The organism is Haloarcula sp. CBA1115 (genome assembly GCF_000827835.1).
Classification (GTDB): Archaea; Halobacteriota; Halobacteria; order Halobacteriales; family Haloarculaceae; genus Haloarcula; species Haloarcula hispanica.
Map to the genome: position 1 here is coordinate 295,259 of NZ_CP010530.1, position 16,555 is coordinate 311,813.

General features: G+C 62.2%; 11 protein-coding genes and 1 pseudogene. 7 read left to right on the forward strand and 5 right to left on the reverse strand.

Translation table 11 applies throughout. The features are described 5' to 3' along the window. Window positions 1-158: 158 nt before the first annotated feature. Window positions 159-1,391 carry a Zn-dependent hydrolase gene (locus tag SG26_RS18300; protein ID WP_050038406.1) on the reverse strand — a complete coding sequence of 411 codons (1,233 nt, stop codon included), beginning with the start codon at window positions 1,389-1,391 and terminating at the stop codon, window positions 159-161. A gap of 149 nt (window positions 1,392-1,540) precedes the next feature. Between SG26_RS18300 and SG26_RS18305 the strand changes: the two genes are divergently transcribed. After that, window positions 1,541-3,256: an amidohydrolase family protein gene (locus tag SG26_RS18305; protein ID WP_050038407.1), complete on the forward strand. Its 1,716-nt coding sequence runs from the start codon at window positions 1,541-1,543 to the stop codon at window positions 3,254-3,256. Window positions 3,257-3,351: 95 nt separating this feature from the next. Here the strand turns inward: SG26_RS18305 and SG26_RS18310 are convergent, their stop codons facing one another. Further along, a complete protein-coding gene (locus tag SG26_RS18310) occupies window positions 3,352-4,479 on the reverse strand; it encodes a BMP family ABC transporter substrate-binding protein (protein ID WP_014031284.1) in 1,128 nt (375 codons plus the stop codon). A 195-nt stretch (window positions 4,480-4,674) separates the two neighbouring features. After that, on the reverse strand, window positions 4,675-5,826 hold the full coding sequence (locus tag SG26_RS18315) for a BMP family ABC transporter substrate-binding protein (protein WP_050038408.1): 1,152 nt from the start codon (window positions 5,824-5,826) through the stop codon (window positions 4,675-4,677). Between the two features lie 307 nt (window positions 5,827-6,133). On the opposite strand from SG26_RS18315, the gene SG26_RS18320 reads away from it, so the two are divergent. From SG26_RS18320 to SG26_RS18335, 4 genes are all read left to right on the forward strand, one after another. Then, window positions 6,134-7,798, forward strand: coding sequence for an ABC transporter ATP-binding protein (locus SG26_RS18320; protein ID WP_050038409.1), 1,665 nt, complete (start codon window positions 6,134-6,136; stop codon window positions 7,796-7,798). After that, a complete protein-coding gene (locus tag SG26_RS18325) occupies window positions 7,798-8,898 on the forward strand; it encodes an ABC transporter permease (RefSeq protein WP_050038410.1) in 1,101 nt (366 codons plus the stop codon). The genes SG26_RS18320 and SG26_RS18325 overlap by 1 nt, the downstream gene beginning before the upstream one ends. Beyond that, window positions 8,898-9,890: an ABC transporter permease gene (locus tag SG26_RS18330; protein WP_050038411.1), complete on the forward strand. Its 993-nt coding sequence runs from the start codon at window positions 8,898-8,900 to the stop codon at window positions 9,888-9,890. The genes SG26_RS18325 and SG26_RS18330 overlap by 1 nt, the downstream gene beginning before the upstream one ends. Before the next feature lie 100 nt (window positions 9,891-9,990). After that, complete coding sequence (locus SG26_RS18335; protein WP_050038412.1) at window positions 9,991-11,025, forward strand: LLM class flavin-dependent oxidoreductase; 1,035 nt, start codon at window positions 9,991-9,993, stop codon at window positions 11,023-11,025. Window positions 11,026-11,073: 48 nt separating this feature from the next. On the opposite strand, the pseudogene thrC reads toward SG26_RS18335, so the two are convergent. Both thrC and SG26_RS18345 read right to left on the reverse strand, forming a co-directional pair. Further along, a pseudogene (gene thrC / locus SG26_RS18340) lies at window positions 11,074-12,332 on the reverse strand (threonine synthase). 160 nt (window positions 12,333-12,492) lie between these two features. Then, entirely contained in the window at window positions 12,493-13,836 is a 1,344-nt protein-coding gene (locus SG26_RS18345; protein WP_014031277.1) for a dihydroorotase family protein, read from the reverse strand. Between the two features lie 142 nt (window positions 13,837-13,978). Here SG26_RS18345 and SG26_RS18350 point away from each other — a divergent pair, with 142 nt between their 5' ends. Both SG26_RS18350 and SG26_RS18355 read left to right on the forward strand, forming a co-directional pair. Continuing rightward, window positions 13,979-15,277, forward strand: coding sequence for an amidohydrolase family protein (locus SG26_RS18350; RefSeq protein WP_014031276.1), 1,299 nt, complete (start codon window positions 13,979-13,981; stop codon window positions 15,275-15,277). A gap of 293 nt (window positions 15,278-15,570) precedes the next feature. Next, window positions 15,571-16,497 carry a hypothetical protein gene (locus tag SG26_RS18355; RefSeq protein ID WP_014031275.1) on the forward strand — a complete coding sequence of 309 codons (927 nt, stop codon included), beginning with the start codon at window positions 15,571-15,573 and terminating at the stop codon, window positions 16,495-16,497. The last annotated feature ends 58 nt before the right edge of the window (window positions 16,498-16,555 follow it).

Consider the following 16,555-nt stretch of genomic DNA (forward strand, 5'->3'; position numbering starts at 1 on the left):
CTCATATATGTATGGTTCACAGGTGTTTGATCGCAGTGTTGCCAGACGAAGCCGCGGGTCACCAGCAGACAACAGGCTGACACAGCTGCGACAGACAAGACAGTCGCTGTGTGACGTGTGCCAGATGTGTGATATTCACACGCTTGGAACGGAACGGCTCACTCGGCGGCCTTCGTCTGCACAGCGTTCAGCAGTACCTCAGTCCCGGTGACGATGTCATCCCATTCGGTGAATTCGCTCTCGCGATGGCTGATTCCGTCGACGCTTGGAACGAAAATCATGCTCGTCGGAGCTATCTTGTTGAGGTAGTTCGCATCGTGGCCCGCGCCGCTGACCAGTCGCGTGTACTCACAGCCGACCGTCTCGGCGGCCTCAACGACTGTGTCAATGCAGCCCTGATCGAACGGGTCCGCGTCGACCCGCATTATTTCCTCTATCTCGTATTCAAGGCCTTCGCGCTCGGCCGCGTGGGCAACCTCTTCCCTGATCTGTTCGACGGCCGCGTCGACCACGGCATCGTCGTACGAGCGGAAATCGAGCGTGAACTCTACGCGTTCGGGGATGACGTTGATGGCGTTCGGCCAGACGTCGACGCTGCCGACCGTGCCGACGAGGTCCGTTCCCTCGGTCGCCGTGATCCGTCGGACCGCGCGGGTTACGTCCGCCGTCGCCACGAAGGCATCGTGGCGCATATCCATCGGCGTCGGTCCGGCGTGGTTGGCCTGCCCCTCGAAGGTGACGTTCAGCCAGGCAAAGCCGAACACGCCCTCGACAGCGGCGACGGGGATGTCCTGCTGTTCGAGAAACGGCCCCTGCTCGACGTGCATCTCAAAGTAGCAGTGGATATCATCGGCTTCACAGGGTGTTTCGCCCTTGTAGCCGATGCGTTCGAGCTCCTCTCCGAACCGCTTTCCGTCCTTGTCTTCGCGCGCGTAGGCGTAGTCGAGGTCGAAGATATCACAGTAGACACCGCTGCCGAGCATATCCGGCTGAAAACGGACGCCCTCCTCGTTGCTCCAGGCAACGACCTCCAGTGGACGTTCGGTCGTCACGCCGGCGTCGTTGAACGCCTCGATGACTTCCAATCCACCGAGGACGCCGATAACGCCGTCGTACCGCCCGCCGTTGTACTGGCTGTCGATGTGTGACCCGATCAGGACCGGCGCGGCGTCGCTGTCAGTTCCCGCCCGCCGACCGAAGATGTTGCCCATCGTATCGATACGGACTCCCAGCCCGGCCTCGCGGAACCACTCGACGAGCGTATCACGGGCCGCCTTGTTCTCGTCGGACAGGCTCGGCCTGTTCACGCCGCCCCGTTCTGTCGCGCCGATCTTGTTGAACGTATCGAAGCGCCGTCTGAACCGCTCGCTATCGAGACTGACGGATGGCATTGCGTAGCTGTTCCGCGGTGTCGTCTTGAAGATTGTGTCGGGGTGGCCCCACACAGATCGACAGACACGGTGTGGCACGCGCTCGCCCCCTGTCACACACGGTTGAGACCACCGAAAGAGCCAAACGACCGTTCCGCGAGTCAGCAGACATGACCGAGCTGAGTGCCGCGTCCATCGCGTTCAGAGACGCGCGGGTGCTGGACGGGAGCGGTCGCCCTCCGTTCACTGCGAGCGTGCGTGTCGCCGACGGTCGAATCGATGCAATCAGCGATGCCCCGCTTGACGCAGACCGCGTCGTCGACCTCGACGGGTCGTTTCTCGCGCCGGGGTTCATCGACATGCATGCGCATTCGGAACTGCGGCTGTTCGACCATCCCGGGGCCGAGGAGAAACTGACGCAGGGAATTACGACGGAAGTTCTCGGGCAGGACGGGGTCAGCGTCGCCCCGGTGCCACCGAACCTCACCGACGAATGGGCACAACGGGTCAAATCACTCGACGGCACGCTCGGCGAAACGTGGCCCTGGCACACCGTTGACGGCTACCTCGCGGCGCTCGAATCCGTCGAGCCCGCTGTCAACTGCGCGTACTACGCCCCCCATGGCAACATCAGGTCGATGTTGGCCGGGTTCGAGGACCGCCCGCTCGGCGGTGAACACGTCGTCGCCGCCGGGCCAGTCACCAGTCGACGGCTGGACAGACCAACGTCCGACCACGACACAGCGCCCGGTGAACTCGATGCGATTCGACAGGAACTCGAGGTAGCGCTGGAAGAAGGCGCGTTCGGCATGTCCAAAGGGATGATCTACCCGCCGAGTTCGTACGCTCGCGACGACGAACTGGTGGCGCTTGCGGATACCCTCGCCAAGCGCGACTCGTTCATGATCTCCCACGTCTGGAACGAGACGGACCGCGTGGTCGAATCTATCGACCGATATCTCGACATCTGTCGGCGCGGCGGCTGTCACGCCCACGTCTCACATCTCAAGGTCGGCGGCCAGCAGAACTGGGGGGATTCCGAGGCCGTGCTCGACCTGTTCGACGATGCCGCCGCCCGGGGCCAGCGGGTCACCTTCGACCAGTACCCCTACACGGCCGGGTCGACGATGCTCACCGCGCTGTTGCCGCCGTGGGCACGGCAGGGCGATTCGGAGGCCATCCGTCACCGTCTCAACTCCGCGGCAGTCCGGGACCGTATCGCCGCTGACATCTCCCAGCCGGGTGACTGGGAGAATCTCGCGTACGCCGCTGGATCGTGGGACAATATCCTCGTGACGCGGACTGGGAGCGGCCGCTATCAGGGTGATACTATCGGGGATATCGCCGCCGAAACCGGGCGCGACCCGGTCGACGCGATGTGTGACCTGCTCGTCGCCGAAGAACTGGACGTGACGATGGCCGACTTCGTGATGGCCGAGGAAGACATCGAGCGGTTCCTCGCGGACGACCGCGGCACGTTCTGTACGGACGGTATCTTTGGCGGGAAACCCCACCCGCGGGCTATCGGGGCGTTCAGTCGCATTCTCGAACGGTACGTTCGTGAGCGGGACGTGCTCTCGCCGGAACTGATGGCATACAAGGCCGCGGGACATCCGGCCGATATCCTCGGTCTCAGGGACCGCGGGTACGTCCGCGAGGGGTACGTCGCGGACCTCGTGGCCTTCGACCTCGACTCGGTGTCGGCGAACGCGACCTACGAGGACCCGTTTCAGTTCTCCGATGGAATGGCGTACGTCCTCGTCGGCGGCCAGGTTGCGGTCCGGGACGGCGAACTGACCGGGGAGCGAAACGGCGACGTGCTTCGCTCCTATGAGGAATGGGGTGGTGCGACCCGTCCGGCACTCGACCGTGCTGCTGATGACTAGATGGCCGCCCTGTCGGCACCCGATTGATTGGCTTGCCTGTTAGCCACCGCTGTGGCAATCCGTGGCTGAAATACGACCGCTGAGGTCGGACTGTCTTACTCCGGCACGTCGGCGTCGACGGCGTCGACGAAACTGTTCATCTCCTGGAACAGGAATTCGTCGCTCTCACCCTCGAACTCGGAGCCGGCCCAGACGTCGAGTTCGCCGTTGACGATTTGCTCTTCCGTCTCGGCGACGGTGTCTTTGACTTCCTGTGGGACCTCCGGTCCCCACTCGTCGAGTGCAGGGAGGTTCGTCTCCATGCCGCCCCAGAAGGCATCGGCTTCCCAGGTTCCGTCCCGGACTGCGGAGATGGTCGGGTCGTACACCTCTTCCCAGTTCCACACCGGGGAGACGAGGTAGTTGTCGCCGCCGAACTCGCCCATCGGCGCGTTGTAGCCGGAGGCCCACACGTCCGCCTCGTTTGCGGCCCTGACCGGAGCAGGGGAGTCCTGCTCTTGCGAGATGACGTCACACCCTTCATCGATAAGCGAGTTGGCCGCCTGCTTTGAGGTCTGGGGGTCGAACCACGCGTTGACCCACCGGATTTTGAATGTCGCGTCCGGGTTCACCGATCGCGCGCCGAGCGCCATCGCGTTGATGGAGCGAATGACTTCGGGGATCGGGAAGGCGGCGACGTAGCCGATAGTGTTGTTCTCGGTCACCATTCCGGCTGCCTGACCGGCCAGATACCGGGGCTGGTAAATCCGGCCCATGTACCGTCCCATGTTCTCCCGGGTGCGATAGCCGGTCGCGTGTTCGAAGTACGTGTCGGGGTACTGTTCCGCAATGTTGAACATCGGGTCCTGGTAGCCAAACGTCGTCCCGAAGACGATGTCGGCGTCACCCTGCGCGTACTGCTCGAAAACGCGCTCCGAGTCTTCAGGCGCGACAGCCTCCGTGTACTCGGTTTCCAGCCAGTCGTATTTCTCGTCGACCGCCTTCCGCCCCTCGTCGTGTGCATGGGACCAGCCGAGGTCGCCGACCTCCGAGATGTACACCCAGGCAGCAGTCACCGAGTCTGACCCGGAGCCTTCGTCGCTACCGGTCGTAGTGCCATCAGTCGAATCACCGTCGTCGCTCCCGCTGTCGCCACCACTACAGCCGGCTAGCGCGGTTACCCCTGACGCCCCGATGGCACCCAGCATCTCCCGCCGCGATATCGTTCGGTTGGTATTCACCATTACTGAACTGAGTAGACGTAGCGAAAACTCCTACTTAAGAGATACCATCTTTGATCTTACAGCGAACAAATATATTTGCGTGAACGTGACCGAAAATCGTCTTCGTGGCTCGATACTACTACGACCGTGGTCACAGCCGTCTGAAAGGCCCCAGCAACTGCAGATGAGTACGTCAGCTGTGTGCCGGTGGCAGAATCAGTTCGGGACCTCCCCCTCGACAGCGTCGACGTAACTGCTCATCTGCTGGAAGAGGAACTCGTCGCTCTCGCCTTCGAACGCCGAGTCGGCCCAGACGTCTCGCTCGCCGTTGAGTATCGCCGACCGCGACTCCGAGACGGTGTCTTTCGCTTCTTGGGGCACATCCGGTCCCCAGTCGTCCAGGCTACAGATGCCCGAGTCGATACCCTCCCAGTACGCGTCGGACTCCCAGGTGCCGTTCCTGACAGACTCGATAGTCGGGCCGTAGAACTCTTCCCAGTGCCAGATCGGGGACGTGAGATAGTTCTCGCCGGCGATGTCGCCCATCGGGGCGTCGTAGCCAGTCGCCCAGATACCCGCATCGGAGGCCGCACGGAGTGCAGCGGGGGAGTCCTGATGCTGGGCCATCACGTCGACGTCTTCGTCCAGCAGGGCGTTCGCCGCCTCGCTTTCGGTTGGCGGGTCGAACCAGGAGTTCGTCCATCTGACCTTCAGCGTCGCGCTGTCGTTGACTGACGCAGCCCCGAGCGCGTAGGCGTTGATGCCACGGATGACCTCGGGAATCGGGAATGCCGCCACGTATCCCAGCGTATCTGTCTCCGTGACGGTACCGGCGGCCTGTCCGGCGAGATATCGAGGCTGATAGATCCGGCCCATGTACCGGCCCATGTTCTCCATCGTCAGGTAGCCGGTGTTGTGTTCGAAGTACGTGTCGGGGTACTGCTCCGCCACGGCCGCCATCGGGTCCTGGTACTCGAACGTACAGCCGAAGATGATGTCGGCGTCACCCTGTGCGTACTGTTCGAACACCCGCTCGGAATCAGCGGGGGCGACAGCCTCGGTGTACTCCGTCTCCAGCCAGTCGTACTCTTCTGCAACCGCCTCCCGTCCCTCGTTGTGGGCCCAGGACCAGCCGAGGTCCCCGACCTCCGAGTTGTACACCCAGGCGGCCGTGACCGAATCCGTTCCGGACCCGCCGTCACTACCGGTTGTGGTCCCGTCAGCAGCCCCGCCATCGGCGGTGTCGGTGGCTGCTTCGCCATCGCCTCCGTCATCACCACCGCTACAACCGGCGAGTCCGGTAATTCCTGCTGCCCCAAGTGCTGTCAGTAGCTCCCGTCTCGATTTGGCGTGTTTCTTGTCAACCATTCACTATCCGGATTCCCATTGCAGAAACAATCACTTAAATTGTCCCGTTCGTGCAGCTTTTTCTACCCTATTATCAATATATGTGCCACAAAACCAAATCTATCATACGTATATGGTGATTATCTGCAGCATATGTCTATCCTACTGGCTGTCACGACAGACTGGATGGACGTCGACAACGGACGCTAACACATAACAACTGATACTTGGCAAATGTCCGGCATTTCCCGTTCTGGACGGCGAATATGGCTACCTTTGGAAACAATTATGCCACTACATTGTTGATACCCGGCCAAGATCAGAGAGCATGTCCGAACACACCACGCTCAGGATGGAGGGGATTCTGAAGGAGTTCCCTGGGGTCGTCGCCAACGACCACGTCAACCTCTCCGTCGAGCGCGGGGAAATCCACGGCCTCCTCGGTGAAAACGGCGCGGGAAAAAGCACGCTGATGAAGATTCTGTACGGGCTCTACTCTCAGGACGACGGCGATATCTATCTCGACGGCGAGCGGCTCGACCTGGAGTCGCCACAGGACGCTATCGACGCCGGGATCGGGATGGTCCACCAGCACTTCATGCTGATACCACGCTTGACAGTCGCCGAGAACGTCGTGCTCGGCGAGCGTGAACCGGCTACGGCGTTCCGCAGCGATGCCGAGGACAGTTGGCTCCCGGCGGCGGTCCGGAACAACAGTCTCGTCCAGTCGCTCGCCGGCCAGTTCTCGCTCGGCCTCGACGTCCCCGAGCAGCGGATTCAGGATCTAGCGGATCAGTACGGGTTCGACATCGACGTGAGCGCAAAGATCTGGGAACTCGATGTCGGCCAGCAACAGCGCGTCGAGATACTCAAGGCGCTGTACCGGGATGTCGACCTCCTGATTCTCGATGAACCCACAGCAGTCCTTACGCCGACCGAGGCCGAGCGGCTCTTCGACTCGCTCGAACGGCTGACTGACGAGGGACTCTCGATAATCTTCATTACGCACAAGCTCACCGAGGTCGACGCCATCGTCGACCGGGTGACGGTTCTCCGGGAGGGAGAAAACGTCGGCACCGCCGAGGTGTCGTCAGTCTCCCGGGCAGACCTCGCGGAGATGATGGTCGGCCGCGAAGTGCTGTTCGAAATCGACAGGGACGCTGTCGACCTCGGTGAGCCGGTTCTGCGCGCACGCGGGGTTGAGGCCACCGATAACCGAGATATCGAAGCTCTCTCCGGTATCGACCTGACGGTTCGGCAGGGCGAAATCGTCGGTATTGCGGGCGTAAGCGGTAACGGCCAGAAGGAACTGGCCGAGGTCCTGGCCGGCATCCGTGACGTGACAGCCGGCGAGTTAGTGGTCAACGGCGAGGACATCACTGGCGCGAAACCGAAGACGTTCGTCGACAGCGGCGTCTCGTTCGTCCCCGAGGACCGACTCCAGTACGGCTGTGCCGAGGACCTCTCGGTGATGCACAACGCCACGATGAAAGACTTCAGGGACGGCCGGTTCGGCGACCGGCCGTTTCTGGACTACGGGGAACTCCGGAAGTACGCCGAGACGCTGGTCGAGGAGTTCGATGTCCGCGGTGTCAGCGACGTCACCGAGACCAACGCCGGCGACCTCTCCGGTGGGAACCTCCAGAAGCTCATCCTGGCCAGGGAAATCTACCGCGACCCCGATCTGCTCATCGCGAACCAACCGACCCGTGGCGTCGACGTCGGGGCAATCGAGTTCATCAGGGAGACACTGCTCGAACAGCGCAAGGCGGGCACGGGTATTATCCTCCTTTCCGAGGACCTGGACGAGATTTTCGATCTGAGCGACAGGATTCTCGTCGTGTACGAGGGCGAGTTCGTCTACGAAACGACACCGGCCGAGGCCGACCGGGAACGGATCGGTCTGGAGATGACCGGCGGAGGTGGGGACGACGCCGGTGAGACGGCTTCGTCGCCGCCTCAGTCCGTGGCCACACAGGAGAGTGAGAGCTGATGAATGTCGCAGTCAACGTCGACGCACGCGAGGAGATCCCCGCCTGGCTTGCCTACGGGACGCCCGTGTTCACCGTACTGGCCGCGCTGGCGGTGAGCGCCGTCGCGCTGGTCGTCCTCGATGTAAATCCCGTCGCGGCGTACGCGACGATGTTCGTCGACACGCTCTTTACCGAGTTCGGCCTCACCGAGACGCTGACGAAAGCGGTGCCGCTGATTCTCACAGGGTTGGCGGTGTACCTCCCGTTGAAAGCGGGGCTGTTCAACATCGGTGCCGAGGGACAGCTCGTCGCCGGTGCACTCGCCGGGACCTGGATCGGGCTGAACGTCTCTCTCCCGGGCCTGGCGCTGGTCCCGCTGATGTTCGTCGCCGCAGCCGTGGCCGGCGGTATCTGGGCGGGCATCCCGGCGTACCTGCGTGCGAAGTGGGACGTCAACGAGATCATCACCTCGCTACTGCTGACGTTCGTCGCCCTCGAAATCCAGAGCTACTTGCTCCGGGGACCGATGCAGGGCGGGACCGGGAACTTCCCGCAGTCCGAGCGGTTCTCCGAGGCCGCGACGATTCCGGAACTGGTCAGCGGGGTCCACGCCGGCTTACTGGTCGCCGTCTGTATGGTCGTGGTGACCTACGTCCTGATGACGCGAACGCGACTCGGGTTCGAAATCACGTTCGTCGGCTCGAACGATGCGGCCGCACAGCAGGCGGGGATGAGCAAGTTCTACGTCTACCTCCTGGTGTTCGTCGTTGGCGGTGCGTTCGCGGCCATGGGCGGCATCAGTGAAATCGCCGGCGCACAGGGTCGCTACCGCGCCGGGTTCGAACCCGGATACGGCTTCACCGCCATTCCGATCGCGCTGCTCGGCCGCAACAGCGCGCTCAAAGTGCTGCTCGCGGGGCTCTTCTTCGCCGTGCTGTTCGTCGGCGGGTCGAGCATGGAAGTGGCGTTCGGCGTGCCCGCGGCCCTGGTCGAGATCATCCAGGCGCTTGTCATCCTCTTCCTGATCACCGCGGAGTTCTTCAAGAGCTACCGGGTCGGTATCGAGCTAAAACGCGGGCCAACGGAAACGCCAGCCCGGCCACAGCGGGGTGACGACTGATGGTGAGCTTCATCGCCGGGCTGCTCGATGCCACCGTTCAGGCGGCGACCGTGCTCCTGCTGGCCGGGATGGGGGAACTCCTCAGCGAGCGGGCGGGCGTCCTCAACCTCGGCGTCGAGGGCATGATGCTCGTCGGCGCGCTCGGCGGGTTCATCACTACCGTCGTGACGGGGAGCCACTGGCTCGGATTCGGCGTCGGCATCCTCCTCGGGATGGTGCTTGCGCTGGTCCACGCGTTCCTCTGTATCACGCTGAAGTCGAACCAGGTCATCAGCGGCGTCATGCTGACGCTGCTGGGGGCCGGTCTGACGACGTTCTTCGGCTCCGGCTGGGTCGAAGAGTCCATTGACGGCTTCCCGCAGATGACGCTCCCGCTCGTCGGACAGTACCTCGTCGATATCCCGGTCATCGGTGAGGCCTTTTTCCGGAGCACGGCGACGGACTACCTCGCACTCGGCCTGCTGGTCGTGGTTTGGTACTTCCTGCACCATTCGAATCTCGGGCTGGAAATGATAGCCGTCGGCGAAGACCCCGAGATGGCGGACACGATGGGCGTGTCCGTGTTCAGACTGCGGTATCTCGCGGTACTCATCGGCGGCGGGTTCGCCGGCGCGGCTGGGGCACACCTCTCGCTGGCGTTCTCACAGCTTTGGGTGCCCGGCATGACCGCGGGCCGGGGCTGGATCGCCGTCGCGCTGGTTATCTTCGCACAGTGGCGGCCCCGCCGGATGCTCGTGGGAGCGTATCTGTTCGGCCTGCTCGACGCGCTCCGCATTCGCTCGCAGTCCATCTCGCTGACGGTGGGTCCTGACGCGCCGCTCGCCGGGGTCATCAACCCCGTCGTCGAGTTCCTCATGAACCCACAGATCATGGGGACGTACCCGTATCTGGCGACGATTCTCGTACTGGCTTACGCCGTCATCCGGACCAAGAGCGACCAGCTCGCGGTTCCCTCGGCGCTGTTGCAGTCCTACAGCCGCGAGACGGATTAACGGATAGTCGGGTACGGGCCGAAACGAGCGGCCACACCTGCCACAGACCGTGTGTGTTGCCAAATCTATTTATCGGCATTCGAAGAATTCAGGATGTCTCATGAGCGCCAATCAGGTCTTCGAGAGAGGCGACCGTGTCGGGATCTACTTGCAGGACAAACACTCGCTGGAAGCGAACGTGGAACTCGTGCAGTACGCGGAGGAACAGGGTATCGACGAGATCTGGCAAGCCGAATCGCGGCTCGCACGCGACGCCGTCTCCCCGCTCGGCGCGTACGCCGCGGTCACCGACGACATCAAACTCGGGACCGGCGTTATCAACAACTGGACGCGCAACGCGGCGCTGATCGCGCAGTCGATGAGCACGCTCGAGGAATTCGCCGGTCCGGACCGCATCATGTGCGGCATCGGGGCCTGGTGGGACCCGCTGGCCGAAAAAGTCGGCATCGACCGTAGCGGCGCACTGCGGGCGATGCGCGAGTGCGTCGAGGTGACACAGGACCTGCTGGACATGGAGAACGTCACCTACGACGGAGAGTTCGTCCAGATGCGTGACGTGGAACTGGACGTGGTCCACGGCGACGACGGGCCGCGGACCGTCCCGGTCTACGTCGGCGGAACCGGGTTCAAAATGCTGGAACTCACCGGCCACTTCGCCGACGGCGCGCTGCTGAACTACCTCGTCAGCCCGGAGTACAACGAGAAGGCCCTCGACGCACTGAAGACCGGGGCGGAACGTGGCGACCGTTCGCTCGACGACATCGACCGGCCCCAGTTAGTCGTCTGTTCGATGGACCATGACCAGGAGAAGGCCCTGGACAACGCCCGCGAACTCATCACGCAGTATCTCGGACAACAGCCCCACATTATGAAAGCCAGCGGTGTCAGCCAGGACCTCATCGACGAGGTGGGCGAAACTATCGGCGGGTGGCCGGCCGACAAGGACGACATCAAAGAGGGGATGCACCTCATTCCGGACGACGTGGTGCACAAACTCACCGCCAGCGGCACGCCCGAACAGTGCCGAGAAAAAGTCCGGGAGTACGCGGAAACTGGCTGCCAGTGCCCGATCCTCTATCCGCTTGGCGACGACCGGCGGTTGATGATCGACGAGTTCGCGGACGGCTACCTGTAGGTCGCTGGCCGCCGACTCGATAGGTGACGATATCCCTTTTCGGCCTGCTCAATCGTCGGCCGCGGCTTCCTCGGCCGTGCCGTACAGGCCTTCGACTTCCGCGATGCCGGGGTCGATTCGGTCGACCCCGCCGGTTGCCTTCTCGGCGCTTTTCGTGTCCTTCAGGCCGAAGCCGGTAGATACCACGACGACGGTTTCGTCCTGCTTGATGATCCCACGGTCGAGCGCGGTCTGGACGCCGGCGATAGGTGCCGCGCCCGCTGGCTCGGAGTAGATGCCCTCGGTACTGCCCAGCAGTGTCTCTGCCGCCAGAATCTCGTCGTCGGAGACCAGCACGCTCGTTCCGCCGCTCTGTTCCAGCGCGCGGCAGGCCTTGAGCGTGTTCCGCGGCCGCCCGACCGCGATTGAGTCGGCCAGCGTTTCGGCGATATCGTCGATATCGTCGTGGTCGTGGAAGGCGTCGTGGATGGCCGACGCACCGTCGGCCTGGACGCCCAGCATCTGGGGGTGGTCGTCGACGTAGCCGAGGTCGTAGAACTCCTTGAACCCCTTCCAGGCCCCGGCGATCGTACAGCCGTCGCCCATCGAGAACACGACCCAGTCCGGGACGTGTCCGCGAGCAATCGACTGGTCGGCGAGTTCGTGACCAACCGTCCGCTTGCCCTCGACCTGGAACGGATTGATGGCCGCGTTGCGGTTGTACCAGCCGTACTTCTCGGTGACTTCGACGCTGAGGTCGTAGGCTTCGTCGTAGCTGCCGTTGACAGCGAGGACGTCCGCACCGTAGACGAGCGGCTGTGCGAGCTTGCCTGTCGGAGCGTCACCGGGGACGAAGATTCGACAGTCCATCCCCCGCGGGCGGCATAGCCCGACAGCGACGCGGCGGCGTTCCCGGTCGAGGCGCAGGTGATGATGTCTCGACCGGCGTGTTTGGCCTTCGTGACAGCGATAGCGCTGGCGCGGTCCTTGAAACACCCCGTCGGGTTCCGTCCGTCGTCTTTGACAAGCGTTTCGACCCCCAGGGCATCGCTGAGGTTCGGTGCGTCGAAGAGGTCGGTCCCGCCCTCGTTGAGCGTCACGACATCGGCGTCCGCTGCGACTGGCAGAAACGCCTCGTACTTCCACTGGCTCGATATCGGCCCGCCGAGGTCGCCATCGAACGCGTCGTCGATAGCATCGTAGTCGTATGTCACTTCGAGAATTCCCTTTACGCCCTCGTGTTCGGGACAGGTGTAGATGATCTGGTTCGGGTCGTACTCCACCCCGCAGAGTGTACACTCGAGGGTTGTGACTTGCGTCATGCCCATACTACTCCCTGAGTACAACTGGGTATAAAACCGTACTGCGGCTTTAGCTCGATTGTGAGGTGAACCTCCTCTGTCGTGGCTGACACATGTTCACACACGGCCAGCACACGCCACACATCCATTTGTGAACCATCTATCAGGTCAATGGAGACCAAAACCGCTACAGCGGGCGGTCCAAGAACTGGCCACGGCCCGCCGTTGACTGGACTTCGTGGTCCTTCGCGACGACCTCACCGCCGGCGACGACCGTATCTACGCGCGCGCTCCACTGCTGTCCCTCGTACGGCGTCCAGCCACCGACGAACGTGAGGCCGTCGGCGGTGACCTCGTACTCCTCGGTCCGGACGAGCATCACGTCCGCGTCCGTTCCGACTTGCAGTGAGCCTTTCTTGGGATAGATGCCAGCGTTCTGGGCCGGTGCCGCACACACGAGTTCACGTAGTCGCGGCCACGAAATCCGATCCTCGTGGACGCCCTCGCTGACGAGGAACTCGACCATCGTCTCGACGCCCGGGAGGCCGGCGTATGGCTCCCAGATGTCATCCCAGCCGACATCCCGAGTTTCGCGGTACGTCGGGAAGTGGTCCGTGCCGATGAGGTCGATCGTCCCGTCCTGAACCGCATCCCAGAGCCGCTCCCGCTCGGCGTCGGATTTGAGGCTAGGGTTGACTTTCAGGAACGGCCCGTGTTCAGCAACGTCTCCCTTCGAGAAGGCGAGATACTGCGGACAGGTTTCGAGCGTGACCGGAACGTTCGCTCGCGATTTGAAGCGGTCGCCCTCCCGCGCGCCGCTCCCGCTGGAGATGTGGACGACGTGCAGTGGACAATCGGCGTACTCCGCGAAGTAGCCCGCCCGAGAAATCGCGTCTAGCTCGGCTTCGAGCGGCCGTGAGTCCATGTACACCTCGGGCTCGTCGCCGTCGATAGCCGACCGCGCGTCGTCGAGCAGTCCCTGCGTCTCACAGTGGACGCGAACTGTTCCCCCGGCATCGCCGACGCGCCGCATGAGCCGGGCGATGGACGCGTCGCTCGCCAGATACGGGTCGGCGGTGAACGTCTTGAAATCCGCCGTTCCGGCGTCCACGATGCCGGCCACGTCGATATCGGGGTCCTGAACATTGCCCGCGACAAGGCCGAAATCGACGTGTGCGAGCGCCGAGCACGCCGCTGCTTTCTCCTGCATTGCTTCGGGAGTCGTGACGGGTGTCTGCGTCGGCAACTCGATGACCGTCGTCACTCCGCCGGCGACCGCACTCGCAGTCTGAGACGCGAAGTCGATTCCATCCGGAAACAGTTCGTCGTCGTGCATGTGGGTGTGCACGTCGATAGCGCCCGGGAGCGCGACCATGCCGTCCGCGTCGATGACGGTATCCGGGTCACTGGGAGTCGGGACCGACGACGCCGGACCAGCGGCGTCTATCGTTCCGTCGGAAATCGCAATCTCACCGTGCTGGATGCCCGACGCCGTCACCACCTGTGCGTCTTTGATGTGAATATCTGTCATGCCAGTACGGGCAGGGCGAACGACGAAAACAGTTAGTGTGTGAGACGCCACATCCGGCCCACACACGGCTTGTGAGAGAATGGCCGCTAAGGCCGTTCTGGGGCGGAGTAGCTTTTAGTCGGTTGCCGGTATCGCCCAACCTGTGATACTGAACGCAGGGACGCTCATCACGATGGACGGTGGGCGCACGGTCCGGTCGGAGGTACACGTCGTTGTCGAGGACGGTGAGATCGTCGCTATCGAGGACGGCTACGCGTCCGGTGCTGACGTGATCGACGCCACTGACGAGGTCGTCATCCCGGGACTGGTGAACTGCCACACTCACATGTACGCGCTCCCGATTCGCGGTGCGCCGCTCGCTGCCTCACCAGAGAGTTTCTACGAAGCGCTCGTCGATATCTGGTGGAACGTCGACGAGGCGTTTACCGAGCGTGACGCTCGCCTGTCCGCACTGGGGTCCTGTGCCGAGATGCTTCAGAGCGGCGTCACAACCTTCTGTGACAACTACTCCGGGCCGAACACACTGCCGGGCGGCCTCGACGCCGTCGCAGCGGGCGTCGCACAGACGCCGATCCGCGGGATGATCGCCTTCGAGACGACGGCCCGAAACTCCGAGTCCCAGGCCAGAGACGGCATCGCGGAGAATCAGCGATTCATCGACGAAACCGAGGAGCGGTACGACACCGTCTCCGGTCACTACTGCCTCCACACGCTGTTTACCAACACCGAGGACATCGTCGAGGAGTGTGTCGACCGGGCTACCGACCACGACCGCCCGATCCAGATACACCTCGAAGAGGGGCTGGTCGACGTTCACGAATCCATCGCCGACTACGGGAAACGACCGGTGCCAGCGCTCGAAGACATGGGCTTTTTCGACGCCGAAGTCATCGCCGCCCACTGCGTCCATTCCACCGAGTCCGAAATCGAAATCCTCGCCGAAAACGACGTCAACGTCGCACACAACCCATATTCCAACATCAACAACGCCGTCGGTATCGCTGACGTCGAAACGATGCAAGCCAACGAGATGACAATCGGACTCGGTGACGACGGGTGGGACCCGGATATGTTCGAGACCATGCGTTCGGCCGTCGGTATCCACAAACTCAAGCAGCGCAACCCGAGCGGCTTCGACATGGCGACTGCCCTCGAATGGGCGACAATCGGCAGCGCGGCAGTGCTGGGGATGGACGACGCTGTCGGTAGTATCGAGGTCGGCAAGCGTGGTGATTTCGTGACACTTGACCTGGGGCCGAACCCGGTGTTAGACGGGAGTGCACCCTACTACGTCGTCAGCGCTGCAAGCCGTGCGGACGTTACCCGGACGATTATCGATGGGGAGACTGTGTACGACCAGCAATCCGGCGTCACTGGAGTCGATGATTCGGACATGACCGCCGTCGGCGATGCGAGTGCAGAACTCTGGGAACGGTTGTAGGAGTTACCGGCTGTGAATGACACCTGTTCGACTGCCGCAAATATATACACTCTAAGGGTGTATATCCACTTCTTCTGCGAATTGCGGAGAGCCACCTTTTCGGGCACGAAAGAATAACACTCTTAGGGTGTAAAAACGGACGATATCTCGATTTCACCGTAGATGTGCACATTCTGTACACACGGTATTTTGACTGTAGCATCGTTGATGGGCCGAATCTGTCTATTTCGTGTGCCATCGCAATTTTTTCCGGTTCCCGTATGTAATAGTGGGTCTGTGAGCGTGAATGTCACATGGTAGTTAGTGACGCCTTTGAGACTTTCACGCAGGTACTCGAATGCCTAGATTCGTCTGATACTGAGGTCAAATCGGTCTCAGTCAGGGGCCAGACGACAGCGGATAACGACGAAATCAGTGCTGACCTGACACTCGCGACGCCGGTATTCGGTGGTGTTTCGATACACGACGACGTATCTGTCGAGGCTGAGGGCTTCGATTTGACCGATAAGCGGGTTGAGATTGACGTGACGGTTACCGTCCCTGTCGGAACTGACATACCAGTACCATCAGACGATCAAGGGGGCACGTCCAATGAACTGGCAGAGACCCTCTCGCAGTCGGATTCCGTGCCAGCATACAAGGACCCCGAGGCACTTCAGGCGGCTTACGAGGCCTGCGATACGTTCCCGGAGATGACCGAAGCGCTTGACGCCGACGTGACTTCCGAAACTGTGCGCCGATATATGGTGGAGTATGATATCCACGACCCGACCGACACGACGCCACAGGCAGGCGGACTCAGCCTTGCGGACATGCAGACAGATTCGGATACCGACACCGACGCCAGCTCCCCGGTCGAGTCGGACCCTTCTGAGGACAGGGTGGCCGACAACAGCCAACCCGAAGAACCGGACGGACTGGGGGCCAGATCTGTCGCCGACCTGCTCGCTGAGGCGGACTCACAGGACAGCGACGACAATCTCGTCGCGGATGGAATCGGTATCTCTCAGGACGTGACTGTGGCCGACCTCGCACAGACTGTTACCCAGTCCACCTCACTGGACGAGGTGACCCAGCGTCTCGATTTGAGCCAGACACACGCCCGGAGATTACTGTCGGAACTGGACCTCCTCGACCTCGTCACCCATCGGCTGGCAGCTACCCAGATACGTGTCTCGAACGCCGAAATCAAGCGGCGTATCACTGCTGCCAGTCGGTAACTGATCTCTACGTGGTGGTTGTGCGCGAAGATTAACCTTCATTATAAAAGGAAAATGT

Bases quoted from the DNA above. Each gene is read 5' to 3' on its own strand.
- SG26_RS18345 (WP_014031277.1), bottom strand. From the start codon at position 13,836: ATGACAGATATTCACATCAAAGACGCACAGGTGGTGACGGCGTCGGGC.
- SG26_RS18300 (WP_050038406.1), bottom strand. From the start codon at position 1,391: ATGCCATCCGTCAGTCTCGATAGCGAGCGGTTCAGACGGCGCTTCGAT.
- SG26_RS18325 (WP_050038410.1), top strand. From the start codon at position 7,798: ATGAATGTCGCAGTCAACGTCGACGCACGCGAGGAGATCCCCGCCTGG.
- SG26_RS18315 (WP_050038408.1), bottom strand. From the start codon at position 5,826: ATGGTTGACAAGAAACACGCCAAATCGAGACGGGAGCTACTGACAGCA.
- SG26_RS18320 (WP_050038409.1), top strand. From the start codon at position 6,134: ATGTCCGAACACACCACGCTCAGGATGGAGGGGATTCTGAAGGAGTTC.
- SG26_RS18355 (WP_014031275.1), top strand. From the start codon at position 15,571: ATGGTAGTTAGTGACGCCTTTGAGACTTTCACGCAGGTACTCGAATGC.
- SG26_RS18310 (WP_014031284.1), bottom strand. From the start codon at position 4,479: ATGGTGAATACCAACCGAACGATATCGCGGCGGGAGATGCTGGGTGCC.
- SG26_RS18330 (WP_050038411.1), top strand. From the start codon at position 8,898: ATGGTGAGCTTCATCGCCGGGCTGCTCGATGCCACCGTTCAGGCGGCG.
- SG26_RS18305 (WP_050038407.1), top strand. From the start codon at position 1,541: ATGACCGAGCTGAGTGCCGCGTCCATCGCGTTCAGAGACGCGCGGGTG.
- SG26_RS18335 (WP_050038412.1), top strand. From the start codon at position 9,991: ATGAGCGCCAATCAGGTCTTCGAGAGAGGCGACCGTGTCGGGATCTAC.